At 36.5% G+C, this 21531-nt stretch carries 2 protein-coding genes; both read left to right on the forward strand.

Annotated elements, in window-relative coordinates:
- Window positions 1-902 precede the first annotated feature (902 nt).
- On the forward strand, window positions 903-11723 hold the full coding sequence (locus Q0E71_RS00310; RefSeq protein WP_294794132.1) for a Rib/alpha-like domain-containing protein: 10821 nt from the start codon (window positions 903-905) through the stop codon (window positions 11721-11723).
- Between the two features lie 52 nt (window positions 11724-11775).
- Window positions 11776-21480, forward strand: a complete 9705-nt coding sequence (locus tag Q0E71_RS00315) for an S-layer homology domain-containing protein (RefSeq protein ID WP_294794139.1) — start codon at window positions 11776-11778, stop codon at window positions 21478-21480.
- The last annotated feature ends 51 nt before the right edge of the window (window positions 21481-21531 follow it).

A 21531-nucleotide genomic window follows, 5' to 3' on the forward strand; every position in this document is an offset into this window, starting at 1 on the left:
CTTAAATAATTCAAATAAAACAATTCAATTTAGCTAAAAGGCATGTTGGAAATATCTCACATGCCTTTTAGCATAGTAGCGTTATATATAAATATTTAATTTATTTAATGGATACGAAGCAATTATATACGATAGACACATACTGTCTGTTTTTTTTTTTTTTTTTTGACGGCCTAATGGCTAAAAATCAGACAAATACTAGATTTTGTTTTAAGAATTATTTTATATATATTGACATATAGACTAAAATGTGCTAATATTTATATAAGATAATTTAAATTAAAAATGTGTCATGCAAGCTTAGGCTTCATATTTTTAGACCCCGTATATGCATATAATATACATTAGTTTGTCTTCTTATTATATATACATATACCTACTACATAACGAGTACTGACACAGCTCGTTATTTTTTTATATAAACGCGAAGCACCTTGTCTAAAATGTACACATTGCTTATCTTAAATCGCTACTAACCCAGTTAAGCAGCTAAAATTAAACTGTAATTACTAGCAAAATCTAAACGTCTTAGGCATTATTTACTTATCAATCTTACGTTGTACCTTATTTACCATGCTATAATACAGTTTACAATTGCGAATGCTTATACATTAGCAAAATACGAAGGAGTAATAAAAGGAGGAGGTAAAATGAAAACATCATAAGTAATGATTGAATCTTTTATCAATACACAATCATTACTAATTCTAAATATATAATAACTTGCATCGACAAAATTATTATATACTACACTTAGTATATTCAAAGGCTTTAACACTACTGGGAGTGATGAGTTTTTGATTATAAACTAAGCGCGTATAAGGCCCAGAGGTATTATCTTAAAAACTAGTATCTCATAATTATACTTGCAAGCTTATTATAACGATAGAAAGGAGAGTATTATGCAAAAAGCAAATTATTTGCGAAGGACATTTGCGTTAATCATGGCATTTTTAATGATAGTAACCATGATGCCGCTAAATGTATCTGCGCAAGACACAGGTACGGGGTCATTACCTGGAACTGGCACATATCAAGCTGGTCAAAATGAATCAAAAAGTTCAGACTGGCCACTTGGAAATATACCGCTTATAAGTATGTATAGTGGTATATCTGACCTAGGTACGGGCTCAACGAATTTCAAGTACCTAAAGACCGCACGAGATGATCAAGGTAAAGAGTACATTGAAATTCTAATCTCACAAGTTGGACGCTTTGAAGACGACGGCAAAGTGACATATGAAAATCTTAAGACTGATAATGGATATTGGTCCAATATGATTATTCACTTTGATGATATTCTTTTTGGCAACCTTGATTTAGACAAATCTTATATTCTTGGAGAAAAAGATAGCAATGGCTATCAAAGAAATTTCTATTTTAATCAAAGAAAACAAGGATGGGAAGATCCGTATAATACAGATGGCAAGTCTGTCACCATACCACTATTAAGTATATTCACCAAGAGTTCGCAAAACTGGCAAAGACATGAGGCCACACTTCGTCTTTATACAAAAGACGACTCTGTTAAAACCTTAATCCCCGGTGCGAATTACCTGATTGAATATCGTATTGGGGCCAAGCCAAGTAACAGGAGCGGTGTTTATTTTAGAAACTATGTCTATGGTATTCCCAATGATGAAGTAAATATTTTTAAATATCCAGACTATGTAATACACACAGGATCTTTAAACTTCCCTTATGGAGTGGAAATTAAAGAACCGACGTATTCAAATTCTCAACAAGACGCAATGAAAAATGTCCACACAGAAATTTATGTGGACTGGGAAAATGGCGAACTTCATGTAAACTACCTTTATGAAAACATGTACGATTTAAGGGATTCCAAGGTACATTTTGTACAACTTATCCCGAAAGCCCTACTTGATTCCCTAGAACCAAGATGGGTAGGAGGTCATAATGTAGTTGCTAAATTTAATCACGTGTATAAACGTGGTGACTTAAACTGGGGAGATGACCAAGGTATATCTTTATTTGCCAATGACTTTACAGTCGGTAAGAAAAAGGGCAATCAAGATGGCTTTGATCAAGATCAAAACGGCAACTTAGCTGGATTGAGACTCCAAAGACCCGACCAAGATTGGGAATACAATCATCCATGGTCATCTATTTCGGCCGTAACAACTGCAGACGATTTATACGGTCAAGTGAGAACGACAAATATAAGGGATAAGCGTGGTCGTTACTATGCCTTGAGTACATCTCATGGGGCTTTAGGAAACCATATTACCTACTACATCAATCCTCAAAAGTTTAGAGAAAACTTCAAATCACCAGATGATGTGATAGTTGAATCCTTCTTTGTAGCAAAAGGAAACGATGAATATCAAGGTGCTGTATTAAAGAATTCTGAATCTTTTGGTACACCAGCTTATGCAAAAGCTATTACAAAGTCACCACAAGTTGATGAAATCTATGATGATGCCAACAAAATCACTGGTCAAACATCCTATAACAATACAAACCAAAATGTATTCATAGAAGCCAAGAATTATAAGGAAGAAAATGACCCAGATAAGTTAAAGGTAACCAATGATTTCACACAACTTGTCAATGCAGACGGTAGTTTTTCTTTAACACCAGGAACTTTCGGCGATGTCTTTAAAGACATGGAAAAGGACGACAAGCTAACCTTTGAAACTATTTATCAATATGAAAATCACTTCAAATCTGCACCTACTGTCAAGAAGGTAAAAAGTCGAATTTACTTTAAAGATTATGAAGCGGATCCTCAAAATCCAGACAAGAGAATTGATAAAGTAGTCGAAGTACCAGCTAGTACTCTATTCAGAGGACAAGAAGGCTATAAAGAAACTGGACTTGGCGACAAGATGCCAGAAGCTCCAGTTAAAAAAGGTTATATCTTTAAAGGTTGGGCAACAAAAGAAATTTCAGCACAAGACTACACAGCCCAAGAAGATGGAAATGATAAAGTAACAACTTTAGATAACATTAACCAATGGAAGGATACAAAGGCCTATAAGTTTACAAAAGATTCTCCAATCAATAAGTCCTATGCTGTTTATCCAGTTTGGGAAGAAGAATCGAAAACCATAAAGATTGTTCTTCATGCTAACGATGGAACAGATATGAAGAAAATTATTGAAATCAACCACGGAGAACCACTTCCTAAGCTTACAGACATTAAAGATCTTCCAAAGATGCAAGACCAATATGGCTTTATCGCTAATGGATCTTTCTCAACTAAGGCAATCCTTCCGAACGCTTATGAAACTGATGATAAATCACAAAACGTTACAGAAAAAGGTATCTTTGGCTTGAGAACAGATGCGGCTGGACAAAAGTACACTCTAGTCGGTTGGTCAACACAAGCAGATAATGCTAGTACCCAAATCGAAAGTTTATTCTCTAACATGGGTATGCTTGCCGTTGAAGGTCAAGGAAAGGCTAGAGACTATTATTTATCCAAGGTAGCTACATCTGGATCTTTAATTGGTCAAGCTTCTGCAGGAAAACTATTTGAAAAGATTACTGCAAATGCTAATGATGAAATTCATCTATATGCAGCTTGGAAACCATACTTTGACATGACAGTAACTAAAAAATGGTATAACACTAAGGATAAAAAGTATGATAATGCCAATGTTAAAGATATTCTTCAAGCACTTGCTCATGGTGGAAAGATTAAAGTAAAAGATGACCAAGGTGTCGAAAGCGAAATTGATCCACCGGCAGAAGATGCTTCTTTGAAACGTAACGTACATGTAGGACTTCTTTACAGAACAGCTGTAACAGAAGCAAATAATCCTACAGTTACAGGTGCTGCAAACTACTATATAGTAGAAGACAGTTTAAAAGAATTAAAAACAGATACAAGTCAAGCATCTTGGAAACTTCCAGCCTACAATGCTTACGGTAAGAGACTTTCTTACATCGTTGTAGAATTTAAGGATAAGGCAACTGGTGAACAAGCCTTTGCAAACTTCAATCAAAAGTGGAACAACATTTGGACGGATGTTGGAGAAAACTTAGATGAGTTTGGATCTTGGGATAACAAAAATATCTCCAAAGTCCAAAATGTTGAATTAAATTCTATAGATGGAACAGGTGTAGACGCATTCTCAGGAGCGACAGTCCGTATTCTTAAAGAAAATGGACAAGAAATCGAAGAAAAACAAACGAATAAATCAACGGTTGGCACAAAACCTGAGTATTCTACAACCCTATATAATGTAGAAACAAACCTTGCCTATCCAAACTTTAGGAAGATTTTTGATAAGGCAGAAGAAGTACACCTACTTCCTACTACAGATCCAGATGTCAAAGTTGTTGAATTTGACCTACCTTCTGAACCAGAACCAGTCATTTTCATGAAAAATGATGATGGAACTTGTAAGAGAGTCCAATTAAATGCACAAGGAAATGGATGGGAAGACTATACAGGAGATTCTAGATACAAGAATGAATATACTTTTGAAGTAGCTAATTCAGGAACTAAGTATGAAACTTGGGTTTTGAAATTTAATTTGGAACGATTCCCTAAATTGAGCTACAAGGCTTTAAAGACAGGGCAAGTTGTGAGAGCAAGATATTTTGGAAGTAATCCTACTTTAGTATCTAAGTGGTCACAACAAACAGTTGAAGATGAACCTGTAACCCCAACTCTAAACGGTTTGGAACAAGTTCGTAAGAAAACTATTGATGGAAAAGACTATGTAGTCATCCGTGCCTTAAAACCAACAGATGACCTTGGACAATTCAAGGACGGCGCTGTATTAACATTAATCCATGATGGAAAGGCAAAAGAAGGCGACTTAGTCGCTAACGAAGCCTACAAAGACGCAGATGGAAAGAATGTAACAGCTACAGAAAGTAACGGATACTACTACTTCAAAGTTCCAGCTGAAAATATTCAGGATGGCGACCTAGTAGGCGTTCACGGACACCAAGACACATTTAAGGATTCTAGATCTACAGAACCATTGAAAGTAGACTTAGCCGGTCCGGTTATCACTGCAGACAACATCACTGTATATAGGCGCGAAGAAATCAATCTTTCTGCTGCCGTTACTACAGATGAAGATGCAAAGATGGAAAAAGTAGAAACTCTTCCAAATGGACTAAACTTAAAGCAAAAGGAAAATGCTGATCTAGGGAAAGAGTGGAAGCTTTTTGGAAAGACAGACACTACTACAGAATCCAATACTGTAAAATTAACAGCTACAGACAGATTTGGTAACGAAGGCACCAAGACAGACTGGATTATTACAGTAACAGATCGTCCAAAGTCTGACGCTATCGATGCCAATAAGGCAAAGCAAATTAAAAACAAAGTAAATGCTGATTATACAAACATCATTCACCAAATTGAAGTAGAAGATGTAAAACCTGGCGCAAGCATTAAGGTATACTTGTATGATCCAGCAACCAGCGCATTGGCAGCACAAGTTGTAGCTGAAGTACCAGAAAATCACACAGGCAAATTTATAATTGATATACCTGAAAATGTTGGTAAAAACATTTCAGATCATAAATTATATTTGACTCAAACGGAAGTAGATAAGATTGAATCAGATGCCATAGAAGTAGCTATGGATGTTGAAGCTCCAGACGTACCTGTAATAACAGTCAAACCTGGAGAAAAAACTATCACCTTGTCAAAAGTTGACATAACTGACACAGAAAAAATGTATATAAATGTTGCTGGTAATGACTACAGCTTGACAAAGAGCGTTGATGTATCTGGCACATGGATACTTGAAAAGCCGGACGGTGATAAAGTAAATATCAACTTAGAAAATGGAGACGAATTAGTCTTTGATCTTGGCTCAGATTTAAAACCAAATGACAAAATCAAGCTAACAGCTGTAGATAAATTTATCAACCCAGCTAGTGCAACAAAAACAGTTGACCGCTTTGAAAAACCAAGCGCACCAACTATTGAAGCTAGAAATAAAGAAGCTGGTAAGACGACAGTTAAAGGAACGTCAGCTTATCCAGGAAAAACTGTTAATCTTTATGAAGTGACTTCTAAGTCAAATCCTGACGGAGAAGTGACAAAAGACTATAAGTTGATTGGAACTGTTTTAGTAGGCGACGATGGTAATTATAGTATTGACCTTAAAGACCCAGACGGAAAGGCATATAAACCTGGAACAGTAATTGGCGCCTCTGTAGTCGTAAATGGAGTAGAATCAGATATAGCAGAAGATACTGTCATAGTTGATTCAGATATTATCCCATTCGACCCAGACGATCCAAACAAACCAGATAATCCAGACAAGGATAAGTATGTAACCGTTACTTTGGATGCCAATGGCGGTACATTCTTACCAGGAACGAAATCAGCTTTCCATGTAAAGAAGGACCGTGTTCTTAAAGTAGAGGACTTTGAAGAAGCAAAATTACACTTACAAGCACCTATTGATAAGGCATTTGATAAGTGGACTGAAGATCAAGAAGGCAAGACAGTTTATGTAGAAAAAGCATTTAATGAAAATGCAACTATCTACGCTTCTTACAAAGCAGATGGCAATATCATTCCATTTGATCCAGATGATCCAAACAAACCAGATAAGCCAGATGATGAAAAGTATGTAACCATTACTTTAAATCCTAATGGCGGAACATTTGTTAAGGGAACCAAATCAGCGTTCCACGTAAAGAAAGATTACACCCTAACAACAAATGATTTTGCCGTAGCTGAAAAAGGCTTAAAGGCACCAGATGGAAAAGCATTTACAGCATGGTATCTTGACAAAGATGGCACAGAAGCTTTCCCATCAGAAGGAAAGAAATTTAATGCTGACGCATCAGTATTCGCAGCCTATAAAGAAGACAGAGACATCATCCCAGTAGATGACGAAACAAAAGAGCCAGAAGAAGGCTATGTACGCGTTACTATTGAAAAAGATGAAAAATCTGTAAGATTCTTAAATACAGAAGCAAAACATTCTTACGATGTAAAAGTCGCATCCAAGGTTCGTTACGCAGATGTAACTAATGTAGTAAGAGCTGAAGCACTACAAGGTTACAAAGACTTGACATGGTATGAAAAAGATCAAGACAAGTTAACTTTAGCTGACAACGCAAAAGTGATTACAGAAAATGTAACTCTTTATGCAAAGGCAGTGAATGATAAGGACATCATTGATGTACCAAATCCGGATGATACAAAAACACCAGAAGGCTATGTACGAGTTACACTTGCCCATGATGACACAGTAACATTTACAAATACAGTAACTACATTTGATGTAAATGCCAATGGCACAGTAAGATATGCAGATGTCTATGCAAAGGCCGGCGCCCAAGCAAAAGACGGTTACAAGGATTTGAAATGGTACAAAGACAAGGCGGCTGTAAAAGGCACAGAAATCATTGACAAGGCTTCAGATGGACTTGTATTGACAGCCAAAGCAGTCAACGAAAAGAACATTATCCCAGTACCAAATCCTGGCGATAATCCAAATCCACCAGCTGGTTATGTAAGGGTAACATTAGTTAAAGACACCGGCGTAAGTGAAATCAACGGTGTAACAACTTATGATATTAAGGCAGATGGTTCTGTAAGATATGCAGACATCATCGAAGAAGTCACAAAAGAACAAGGATCCAAGACATCCTTTACACTTGAAAATGACTACAGAAAGCCTCTAATATTTAAGATTGGAGATGCAGACATTGTCTTATCATCCTATCCAGGAGTAAATACAGAAATTAAAGTTTCTGCAACTCAAAAAGATGCTGGCAAATACAATCCTGAAGGCGTAATCCAAGATGTTAAGAAGGATGAAACACCTAAGGCTGAAAACTCTATCGGCAACAAAGACAAATTGCCAGAAGGAACAAAATACGAATTTGTTGATAAGAACGGCAACCCAACAACACCTGATACAAGCACTATCGGTGAAAAACCTGTTACGGTTAAGGTAAAATATCCAGACGGATCAAGCGAAACAGTTGATACAAAGATCAATATCGTTCCAGCAGAAGATATTATCGATGTAACAGATCCTGATACAACACCAATTCCTAAAGGATACATTCGTGTTAAGTTCATGGATGATGCATCAGTAGCTTATGGCAAAAACGTTACAAGAGCTTGTGACATTAGAGAATCAGCTCTTCCAACTGTTAAGTATTCAAGTCTATGGACTAGAACTACTGTAAATCCTGCAAAAGATTACAGAAAACCAATCAACTGGCACCTAGGACAAAGCCAAGATGCAATTACAGTTGACAGATTAGTCAAAGACGATGTAGATCAAAATACAAAAGTATTAGAAATTACACCAAAGGCTACTCAAACAGATGCAAGTAAGTACAATCCTAAGGGACAAGATTTGAAAGTTACTCAAGGCTCAACAATAGAAGCAAAAGACTTTATTTCAAATAAAGACGAAATGCCTATTGGAACTGGCTATGAATTTGTTGATGACCAAGGAAATCCAGTAACACCTGATACTAATAAACTTGGCAAACAAGATCTAAAGATCAAGGTTATTTTCCCAGACAAATCAACAGAAATCGTTCCAGCTAAGATGGATGTCGTTCCAAAAGATAATATCGTTAAGGTTGAAGATCTAGATAACACACCTGTACCAACAGGCTTTGTAAGAGTAACATTAGTAAATGACAAAACGTCAGTAAAAGAATTCAAAGAAACTTATGATGTAAAAGTTTCTGCCAACATTAAGTTTGGTGAAGTGCTTAGACAAGCAATATCTCCTCAACCAAATGATAAGTACACAACACCTATCACTTGGAAGAACAATGACATTGAAGTAGATAATCTTGGCACAGTTCTTGAAAAAACTACACTTACAGCTTTCGCAAAACTTAAAGATAGCGAAGCTTATGAACCAAAGGTTCAAGATCAAATTGTAAAACAAGGTGATACACCTAAGGCAGAAGATTCTATCTCTAACAAAGATAAACTTCCAGAAGGAACAAAGTACGAATTTGTTGATCCTACAACAGGAGATCCAACAACACCAGATACAAGTAAACCTGGCGAACAAAAACCAAATGTTAAAGTAACTTATCCAGACGGATCGAGCGAAGTAGTCGGACCTACAACAATTACAGTTGTACCTGACAAAGACATCATCCCAGTAGAACCTGGTAAAGAAGATGAAACAAAAACTCCAGAAGGCTATGTCAGAGTCACATTAACAAAAGATGAAAACTCAGTAGACTTTAAAGCAGGCGTTTCAACATCTTACGATGTAAAGGCTGACGACACTATACTATATTCACAAGTCGTAGCTAATGTTGAAGCAAAAGCAAAAGACGGCTACAAAGACCTTAAGTGGTACAAAGATAACAACGAAGTATCTCTACTTGCTAGAGTAACTGAAGCCATGACTCTAAATGCCAAGGCAGTGAACGGAAAAGACATTATCGAAGTTCCAGATCCAACTGATCCAAATCACAAGACACCAGATGGATATGTAATGGTAACTTTAACAAGAGATGAAAATTCAGTAGATTTCAAGGCGAACGTTGTTACAACCTATGATGTCAATGCAAACGGCAGCGTAAGATACGCAGATGTAACAGCAAAAGTAAACGCAACAGCAAAAGACGGTTATACTAACTTGAAATGGTACGAAGCCGAAAAAGCTGTTACAGGCGCAGAAGTCATTACAAAAGAACTTACTTTAAATGCCAAGGCTGAAAACAAAGATTCCATCATCCCAGTTAAACCGGAAGATGAAAGCAAACCAGCTCGCGATGGCTATGTAAGAGTTAAATTAACTAAGGATGATAAATCAGTAGACTTCAAAGCAGGCGTTGAAACAGCTTATGATGTAAAAGCTGATGGCAGCGTTAGATACGCAGATGTAACAGCAAAAGTAAACGCAACAGCTAAAAATGGTTACAAGAACCTAACTTGGTATCAAGGTGACACTGCTGTTACAGGAACAGAAGTTGTTAAAACTGTACTTACATTAAATGCAAAAGCAGTTAATGCTAAAGACATCATTCCAGTACCAAATCCTGGTGAAAATCCAAATCCATCAGAAGGATATGTTAGAGTCACTTTAAGCCACGACGACACAGTAACATTCGCAGCTAATGCTGTTACAACTTACGATGTAAAAGCAGACGGCAGCCTAAGATACTCAGACCTTTGTGACCAAGTTAAAGCTCAAGCTAAACAAGGTTTTGCAGATATGAAATGGTACAAGAACGACAGAGCTATTACACTTACTGATAAATTGACTGAAAAAACAGCATTTACTTTAACAGCAAAAGCAGTTCACTCAGACCCTATTATCCCAGTAAAACCTGGCGAAGAAGGAACTACAACAACACCTGAAGGATATGTAAGAGTAAATCTAACAAAGGACGATAAATCAGTTAAATTTACTTCACAAAACGCACCAACATCCTATGATGTAAAAGCTAACGGAACAGTTTTATTAGAAGATGTATATGCTAAGGTTCAAGCAGTTCCTCTAGAAGGATACAAAGACTTGACTTGGTACAAGGGAACTGATGCAGTTAAGATTACAGAAAGAGTTTCCGGTAATACACCAATTACTCTAGAAGCAAAAGCTGTTCAAGACATCACAGACGACATCATTCCAGTACCAAATCCTGATGAAAAACCAAATCCACCAGCAGGCTATGTAAGAATAACTCTTCAAAAAGGTGACGGAATCAGCGAACTAAATGGTATTACAACTTATGATGTTAAATCTGGTAAACCAACTAGATACAGTGACATTATCAAAATGATAAAAGTTGCTAATGGTGATACAGCAAAAGAAACTGTAGTTACTATTGATGAGACAAAATACCAAGAACCATTAACATTTACAGTAGCTGGTAACAAGGTAGATATAACTGACTATCCAACAAGAGCTACAACAATAGTAGTTGGAGCTACTGAAAAGGATAGCAACAAGTATCAACCTGTACCACAAGAACAAACTGTAAACCAAGGTGATACACCTGATCCAGCAGATTCAATTAAGAATAAAGAAGATTTACCAAAGGATACTAAGTACGAATTTGTTGATGATCAAGGAAATACAACAGTGCCAGATACAAATACACCTGGTGATAAAGATGTTAAGATCAAGGTAACTTATCCAGATGGATCAGAAGATACTGTTGAAACAAAGATTACAGTTGAAAAGAATAAACCTGAAAAACCAGAAGTTGGTCCAATCAAGGAAGGCGACGACAAGGTAGTCGTTACCCCACCAACAGATGGCGACAAGCTTATAGTTGAACTTCCAGATGGAACAAAAGTTGAAGTAACTAAAGATCCTACAGACCCAGATAAGTGGACAACACCAGATGAAAACGGGGACGATAAAGAAGTACCAGTTAATGACGAAGGTAATCTTGAAATTCCAGTTGATCCTACAAAGGTTAAACCTGGTGAAGATCCTGTTAAGGTAACTGTAAAAGACAGTGAAACAAATAAAGAATCTGATCCAACAGAAGTTAAAATTGTTGAAATTCCAAAACAATTAGAACAAATTAAGTTGTCAGTTGAAAATATTTATAGTAAAGAGACAGGAATTTCTCTTTCTACAAATCCAGATGAGGCAACAATTGTAGTTTATAAAGATGGCGTAGAAGTTGTTAGAAGTAAAACAGATGGTTTAGGTAATGCAACTGTTATTATTGGAAAAGAGATGATAACAGGTGAAAATTATAGAATCGTAGCTTCTAAGGATGGATACCTACCTAATGAAATAAGTATGACTGTAAAATAGGATAAGAGGGGGGGGACTCCCCTCTTTTATCCCATTTATTGGAGGAAAGAAAATGAAGAATAAATTTATAAGTTTGCTTCTTGCCTTTCTTATGCTAGTTACAGCTCTTCCAGTACCAGCTATCGCTCAAGAGGTTGGGCCGGATAGTGAGGAGTTAGTAGAACTAGACTACGAGTTTGAAAGGATAGATGGTCAAGATTATATTAAAGTTACCTTGCCAGCAAACTCAGTGGAAATCGTAGAAGACCCATATGCCATGAGGCCTATGAGTATTACGGACAGTGTCCCAACAGAGGGCGGAGCAGGACATTTAATTAACTGGGGTGCAGGAGTTCTTTGGTATGATTATAATAATGCTTATCCCCCTGATGGAAAAGAATATGTAGCAAAATTATCGAAAAATGTTAATGGTAAAAATATTGTTATTGCAAAAACAGAAAATATTGCAACTGCTGCAACAACAACAGAAGATATGGATCCAGACAAAGATACCACTTACCAATTTATTACAACAGATGATTATGAAAAAGGAGATGAGAAACTTACTGGCCTAGTAGTTACTTTTCCTGTTAAGCTAGATCAAAACATTATATATTTTGTTAACCAAAAGCCCAAATCAGGAAAATTAAATAATTCTACAAATACTTTTAATCTGGTATTTTTAGCGGTATCTAGATTAACATCACCCACCTATACAGCAGAGTGGGATAAAACAACAGAGGCTTTACAACCAACAATCAAAGGTAAATTAATTACAGGTAAGAATCAAGCAGAAACTTTTGAAGTTTTTAAAGAAAATGGAAAGTATGGCACTATTTGTAATAAACCACCTAAAGCTTATGTTGATGAAAAGGATAAAGACGGTAAATTAATAGAAGATATAGTATATGATAGAAAGGGATCACTTGATATTAAAAGTGTTCTTTGGTCTCTAGGTTCACAACCAGTAATGAATGGTAAGTTTTTATCATATACCGTCTTCGAAAATGGTAAAAATATAGAAAAACCTTTAAATAATAAGAAAGGAACTATACCTTCTTATACAGAGAAGAAGTTTGACTATGGAATTGGTCAAATGACAGAAACAAAGTACCCACCTTATTTCTACAACTTAGTTGGTGATAACGACCACATGTGGCGTTTCCAATTGAAGGAAGGCTTGGAAGTTAAATTCAACACAGGTGTGGGAAGTGCAACTCAAGGCGGAGAAAAAGGTCAAGACATTGGTCAAGCTTCAACTATTGCCTATGGTGAAAAGTTTGACTCTAATCTAAAGGGTGCTTTCTCAGAAAACACTTTCACTCTTCCAACAGCAACACCAGTTGCTCCTAAACTTAACAAGAACAATGTTAATTTGACATTTAAAGGTTGGAAGCTAGTTGAAGGAAAAGAAGAACCACGTAATCCACAAGAAATCAAAACAGATAGTGAAGGCAAACAAACCTTAACAGAAGTTAAGCCAGATTATGCGACTACAGACGCATTAAAGACTGCTTTAACAGCTGCAGGCTTTAAAGGTTTCTCAGAAAAGAATCCAGTCTTTTATGCTATCTTTGGACAAACTCAAGGCAAGGCTAAGATAGAATATGTAGACGATAAGGGCGCTAATTTATTAAACGCTGACCAAAGTGTTAAGATTGACGGTCAAGACTACAAGACAGAAAAACTTGGCGACCTAAACGAAGATGTTACTGCAACTACAGACGAAGCCCCTCAATTTAAGGGCTATGCAATAAATAAGGTTGAACTTGATCCTGCAACTGGTGCAAAATATGTAGATCCAGCAACAGCAACTATCAAATTTGTCTACAAGGTAAAGGCAACAACAGATGATAAGTCAAGTGATCAAGACTATATCAAAGTTACCTTTGATGCCAATGGCGGTAATTTTGGAACAGAAGCTGAAAAGACTAAATATGTTTATGTTTTAAAAGATAAGGCAAGCTTTGCTGACGCTAAAGAAAAAGTAAGTGATCCAAGTAAAGATAACGCTATTTTTAATGAATGGCAAACAGCTAAGACAGGCGGAACAAAAGTAGCAGATGATAAAACATTATCTAAAGCTAACGAAACCTTCTATGCAAACTATACGACAAAGGCTCAAGGTAAGGCCACTATTGAATACATTGATGTAAAAACTGGTAAATCAATTGATGAAAAATACAGAGCTGAAGAAGCAGCTAAATATCCGGAAGAAAAAGAAGGTAATCAAGGCAAAAAAGTTACTGTTGAAGAATTTACAAAAGAAAAAGCACCAAAATTTGTAGGTTATGAATTCAACCGTGTTGATGTAAGTCCTAAAGATGGCACTTATGCCCTACCTGCAAGCTCTGTAATTAAAGTTTACTACAATAAACTTGCTGACGTTATCAAAGACGATACACCAGATACAGATGATGATAAGCCAACAGGCTATGTAACAGTTACTTTCAAGCCAGGCGAACATGGTACACTTGATGGCAAGAATGAAAATGTTGTTTACTATGTAAATCCAAAACTAAATCCTGCAAAAACTATGGCTGAAATTACTCAGCCAACAGTTAAAGCTAATACAGGATACAAAGTAGCAGATCCTAAGTGGAAAGATGATAAGAATGCAGCATTAGATACAGCTACACAAATCACAAAGGATTTAACTTACACTGCCCAATACACAGCAGGACAAGATGTAATTCCTGTACCAGACCCAAGCAATCCACCAGAAAAACCAGATGGCTATGTAACAGTTAAGTTTGACTTGGATGGCAAGGGAACAACTACTGATACAAAAGAATTCTACGTTAATCCTAAAAAGGAAGTAGAAATCACTGCACCAACAGTCACAGGTATAGGTGATTACAAGCAAAAGACTGGCGACGACGCTTGGAGTCCTAAATTTGTTACAAAGGCAAAATATACTGAGGACAAAACTTTTGTTGCTCAATATGACTTTACAAAAGATGTTGTTCCACAAGGACCTGGTGAAGACAAACCTGTAGTTCCAAATGACTATGTAAAAGTTCAATTCAAGCAAGGCGACCACGGAACAATTGATCAAAATCAAACAACAATTTATTGGGTAAATCCAGAAGTTGAAGTTGACTTGACAGAAAAAGCTCCAACAGTTAAGGCTGATCCTGAATACAAACACACTGGTTGGGACAAGGAATTAAAGGCAACATTTGCTACAGCAACTGATATTACAGCTAAGTATCTAAAGAAAGTTCTTGATAAAGAACCGACAGAAGATGCAGATAAGTATGTAAAAGTTGACTTTAAGGCCGAAACTCACGGTAAGATTAAAGACGGCGAAAAGAAAGAATTCTGGGTACTAAAAGATGAAACTGTAGAAATAAAAACTCCTGCAGTTGAACCGAATGCAAATTATGCATTTGAAAAATGGGATCCAGCAGTTCAAACTTCTTATAGTGAAAACAAAACTCACAATGCAGTCTTTAAGTACACAGGAGACAATGTAGTTCCACAACCGGGCAATGATAAACCGGATGTACCGGATAACTTTGTAGAAGTTGTATTTGAACAAGGAACTAATGGAACTATAGCTAATACTGAAACAGTAACTTACTGGGTAAATCCAAAAGTTAAAGTAACAGTAACAGCACCAAAGGTTACAGCTAATGAAGGATGGAAGCATGTAGCTTGGACTTACAAGTTAAAAGCTACTGATACAACAGAAAAAGAAGTTAAAACACTTGAATCAGTAACAGATAAATTTACTGAAAAAACAACAATCACAGCAAAATATCTAAAGAAAGTTCTTGAAGAAGAACCACAAACAGATAAAGATGCTTATGTAAAAGTAACATTTAAGGCTGAAACAAATGGTAAGTTACCAGAAAATAAAACTGAAAAATCTGTATGGGTACTAAAAGGCACTCCAGTAACAGTAACTGAACCAACAGTTATAGCAAATGCTGGCTGGAAGTTTATAAAATTTGACCCAGCAGTAAAAGATTCTTACAGTAAAGACACTGAACACAAGGCTCAATACAAGAAGATAATTGTAACAGAAGATCCGAAAGATAAGGATTATGTAAAAGTTACTTTTGACCCAGCAGCTCAAGGAACTATCAAAACAGGTTCCAACGCAGAAGTTTGGGTACTAAAGAACGAAACAATTGATACTAAGGACATTACACCAGAACTTGAAGTAAAAGAAAAATATGCTTTTGAAAAATGGGATCCTGCAGTTCAAACATCATATAGCACAGATACAAAACACACTGCTATATACAAGTATAACGGAGACGATGTTGTTCCACAAAAACCTGGCGAAGATAAACCAAATGTACCTGACAATTTTGTAAAGGTAGAATTCGTAGCTGGAGATCATGGTATCATTGCTAATACAGAAACAACTATTTACTGGGTAAATCCAGCAAAAGAAGTTACAGTTAATGCTCCAACAGTTAAAGCTGATGAAGATTGGAAGCATGTAGCTTGGACTTACAAGGTAAACGACACAGACAAGACAACATCAGGAGACAATGCTTTAACAACTGTAAAAGATACTTTCACAGCTAAAGAAACAACTATCACAGCAAAATATCTAAAGAAAGTTCTTGAAGAAGAACCACAAACAGATAAAGATGCTTATGTAAAAGTAACATTTGACAAGGGTGTTAACGGAACAATAGCTTCTACAGAAACAGCAACGGTATGGGTACTAAAAAATACTGATGTTACAGTAACTGCACCAAAGGTTACTCCAAAAAGCGGATACACATTCACAGAATGGTCTCCTGCAGTTAAGAATAACTATGATGCTGATACAACTCACACAGCCCAATACAAAGAAAAAGATAAGATTATCGAAGATCCAACAACACCGGCAGCAGAAGAAGGTTATGTAAGGTTAACATTCGATGCAACAAAAGACGGTAAGATCAATGGTAAACAAACAAAAGTAATCGATGTATTAGACACATTAAAATACAGCGACAAAGACCTACAAGATAAAATTGGAAGCATTAAAGCAATACCAACAGATGAAACAAAGAAATTTAATGCATGGACACCAGCAGTACCAGCCGATGATACAGCAGTTACAGAAGCAACATATACAGCAAGCTATGTAGACAAAGATAAAATCATAGACGTTACACCAGGATCAGAAGACGAAGATCCAGACAATGCTTATGTAAGATTTATCTTTAACGCAGTTGGAACAGACAAAGAAAGTAATACAGTTAATGGTACAGTAAAAGGAAATGCAAAATATGCCTTTGACGTACTAAAAGGAACTAAGTTTAACGATAATGATCTACAAACAAAAATCAATAGTCTAAAAGCAGTAGCAAAAGACTACAAGTTCATTAAGTGGACACCAGATGTTTTAAACAATGACACCTTAGTTGAAGCAGGTAATGTAACAAAACATGAATACACAGCCACTTATGAAAAACTAGAAAAGATTATCGACGTAACAGATCCAACAGTTGATCCAGATGAGTACCATGTAAGACTTACATTTAAATCTGGCGAAGGAACATTTGGAAAAGATGCAGAAAATAAAGACATCAAAGAAATTGCCATCGACGTATTGAAAGAAACATCATATACAGATAAAGACCTTCAAAACAAAGTCAAAGAAATTGAAGGCAAAGCAAAAGCAAATGATGAAAACAAGAAATTCAATGCATGGAACCCACAAGTCCCAGCAACAGGCTTAGTTGAAACACAAGACTTTACAGCCCAATACGTTGACAAAGATAAAATCATCGATGACCCAACAACACCGGCAGCAGAAGAAGGCTATGTAAGATTAACATTCGATGCAACAAAAGACGGTAAGATCAATGGTAAACAAACAAAAGTAATCGATGTATTAGACACATTAAAATACAGCGACAAAGACCTACAAGATAAAATTGGAAGCATTAAAGCAATACCAACAGATGAAACAAAGAAATTTAATGCATGGACACCAGCAGTACCAGCCGATGATACAGCAGTTACAGAAGCAACATATACAGCAAGCTATGTAGACAAAGATAAAATCATAGACGTTACACCAGGATCAGAAGACGAAGATCCAGACAATGCTTATGTAAGATTTATCTTTAACGCAGTTGGAACAGACAAAGAAAGTAATACAGTTAATGGTACAGTAAAAGGAAATGCAAAATATGCCTTTGACGTACTAAAAGGAACTAAGTTTAACGATAATGATCTACAAACAAAAATCAATAGTCTAAAAGCAGTAGCAAAAGACTACAAGTTCATTAAGTGGACACCAGATGTTTTAAACAATGACACCTTAGTTGAAGCAGGTAATGTAACAAAACATGAATACACAGCCACTTATGAAAAACTAGAAAAGATTATCGACGTAACAGATCCAACAGTTGATCCAGATGAATACCATGTAAGACTTACTTTTGATGCAACAAAAGATGGTAAAATTGGCGATGTAAATGGTCAACAAACAAAGGCTATTGATGTCTTAAAGGGAACTCCTTATACAGATCGAGAACTAATAGATAAGATTGCAAATATTAAGGCAATTCCTGTTAAAGATGACAATGGAACTACAGTAGAAGACACAAACAAAGAGTTTAATGCTTGGTCACCATTGGTACCAACAACTGGCTATGTAAATACTGAAACTTTCAAAGCAAGCTACAAGACAAAAACACCTGGTCAAGAATCTATTGACATCTTAGCTACAAAGACTTGGCAAGATGCTGATGGAAGTGCTCCAACATTCACTACTCCGGAAGTTAAATTTGAGCTTTGGAGAAAGGTCGGTCAAGCTGGTGCTGAAGAAATAGTTAAACAAGCAATTGCATTAACAAACAACAGCGTAACATTTAGCGGAGTTGATAAATACAATGCAAATAATGTTGAATACACTTATTTTGTAAAAGAAGTATTTACAAATGCAGCTGAAAAGGATAACTGGATATTAGAAGGAGATGGCGTAGTAGCCATAACTGATAAGAAGGGAACTGTAAACTTAACTAATAAGCTTAAGGGCGACCCAACAAATCCAGATCAACCAAATCCAGATACCGATAAGGTTGCTACACTAACTATCACAAAGAAATTAGAAAATGAACCAGTAGTTCAAGCGCAAACAAATGGTATGAGGCGTGCACCTAAACAAGCTTTGAAGTTCCCATTCATAGTAACTGGTCCTTATGGCTATGAAGAAACATTTGAATTAACTGCAAATGAATCTAAGACTTTAGAAAATCTAGCTTATGGTGATTATACAGTTGTAGAAACTGACTCTAAGGGTTATACACCTGAATATTCAAAGGCTAAAGAAACTTTAACTAAGGATAGTCCAAGTGGTTCTATCACAGTTACTAATAAGAATAAAGAATCAACTGATCCACAAAAACCAAATGAAAATATTATTGATGTAACTGTTAAGAAAGTTTGGAGTGGTGTACCTCAAGGATCAACTACATCTCAAGTTAAAATTGAGCTTTGGAGAAAAGGCTACGACTTAAACGATAAGGAATTCGAACAAAAAGTAGGCGAATTTACTACAGCAGCTGACAATACTGGTGCTGAAGAAACTAAAAAGTTTGAAAAACTTGCAAAACAAGACCCTAGCGGAAGAGACTTCACTTATTACGCAGTAGAACCAACTGTTCCTGAAAACTATACAGCAAGTTACAGTGATGATAATCTAACTGTAACTAACACTTATAAAGCACCAGAAAAAGAATATACAGTAACTTATGATAAGGGTGCAGATGCTGCAACAGGCACAATGAATCCTGTAAAAGTAGCTGAAAATACTGATTATACAATATTAGGAAATGGCTTTAACTATGCTGATCATGACTTTACTGGCTGGAAGATTTATGGCACAAATGAAATCAAACAACCTGGCGATGTTATTGAGATTACAAAAGATGAGAAATTAATAGCTCAATGGAAGGAAACAGAAACACCAGAACCAGCACCAACAACTTTCACAATTAAGTATATTTCTATGGATACTGAAAAAGGTACAGTAAGTCCAGCATCAGAAACCGTAGCTATTACTGGCGGAACAATTGCAGGCTCAACAGCAACAGCTACAACAGGTAATAAGTTTGTTAAGTGGATGGATACAGATGGAAACACAAAATCTACAGATGCAAACTTTGTACCAACAGAAAGAAAAGATGCAACATATATTGCAGTATTTGAAGCAGATACAAGTGTAACACCAGATCCAGAACCAACAGAATTCACAATCAAATACGTTTCTACTGATACAACAAAGGGAACAGTAAGCCCTGCAACAGAAACAGTAGCAATTACTGGAGGAACAATAACAGGTTCAACAGCAACAGCTACAACAGGTAATAAATTTGTCAAGTGGATTGATACAGACGGAAATACAAAATCTACAGATGCAAACTTTGTACCAACAGAAAGAAAAGATGCAACATACATTGCAGTATTTGAAGCAGATACAAGTGTAACACCAGAACCAGCACCAACAGAATTCACAATCAAATACGTTTCTACTGATGCAGCAAAAGGAACAGTAAGTCCAGCATCAGAAACAGTAGCAATTACTGGAGGAACAATAACAGGTTCAACAGCAACAGCTACAACAGGTAATAAATTTGTTAAGTGGATTGATACAGATGGAAACACAAAATCTACAGAAGCAAACTTTGTACCAACAGAAAGAAAAGATGCAACATATATTGCTGTATTTGAAAAAGAAGAAGTTACACCTGAACCACAACCAGAACCAACTTACTTCGTAATCAAATATATTTCAGCTGATACAAATCAAGGAACAGTAAGTCCCGAATCAGAGACAGTTGAAACTGAAGGTGGAAAGATAACTGGCTCTACAGCCTTTGCAAGGACAGGCTATAGATTTGTTAAGTGGTTAGGTACAGATGGATTTACAAAATCTACAGATGAAAGATTTGTACCAACAGCGAGAGAAGCTGCAACATATATTGCAGTATTTGAAAAGATTGGATCTGTAACACCACCAGAACCATGGCCACCAACACCAGGACCAGGTCCAGAACCAGATCCAAGACCATGGCCACCATATCGTCCACATCGTCCAGACCCAAGACCTTATGACAGAGACGATAGAGACGACAGAGATGACGATACTGTAAGAAAACCTGAAGATACAAGACCGGTTCTTAATCACGAGGCATATATGTTCGGTTACACTGACGGCACTGTAAGACCTAACGGCAATATCACAAGAGCTGAAGCAGCTGCACTAATAACAAGACTTCTTGGTATTGAAGCTTATGCATCGGCAGCAAAACCTAATTTCCCTGACACTCCAAGTGCATGGTACAACAAGGCCATCAACGCGGCAGTTGAAAGAGGAATCATGAAGGGCTACCCTGACGGAAGATTCAGACCAAACGCTCCTATTACAAGAGCAGAATTCACTCAAATGATATCTACAATTGACAACAAGCCTTATGGCGTTGCACCATTTGCAGATGTTGTAGGTCACTGGGCTGAACGTCCAATAGGCAGTGAATACCAAGCTGGTAGAATAGCTGGCTACCCCGACGGACTATTCAGACCAAACGCATATATCACTAGATGTGAAGCAGTCGTAATTCTTAACAAGATCTTCGAAAGAAATTATGATGAACTATCAGCTATCAACGCTATCAACGCAGAACGCATCAAGAGATTCATTGACTTAGCACCAAGCTTCTGGGGATACAATGATATGGTTGAGGCAACAAACTCTCATAGTTTCAAGAGAAGAGTTGAAGGAAGAATAGAAGAAGACTGGGTACTAGTTAAATAGTTTTGCGGAAAAAATTAGTGAATAAAATATTATTTAACAAGTAACAATAAT

This window comes from uncultured Fenollaria sp., from assembly GCF_934202865.1.
Taxonomy (GTDB): Bacteria; Bacillota; Clostridia; order Tissierellales; family Peptoniphilaceae; genus Fenollaria.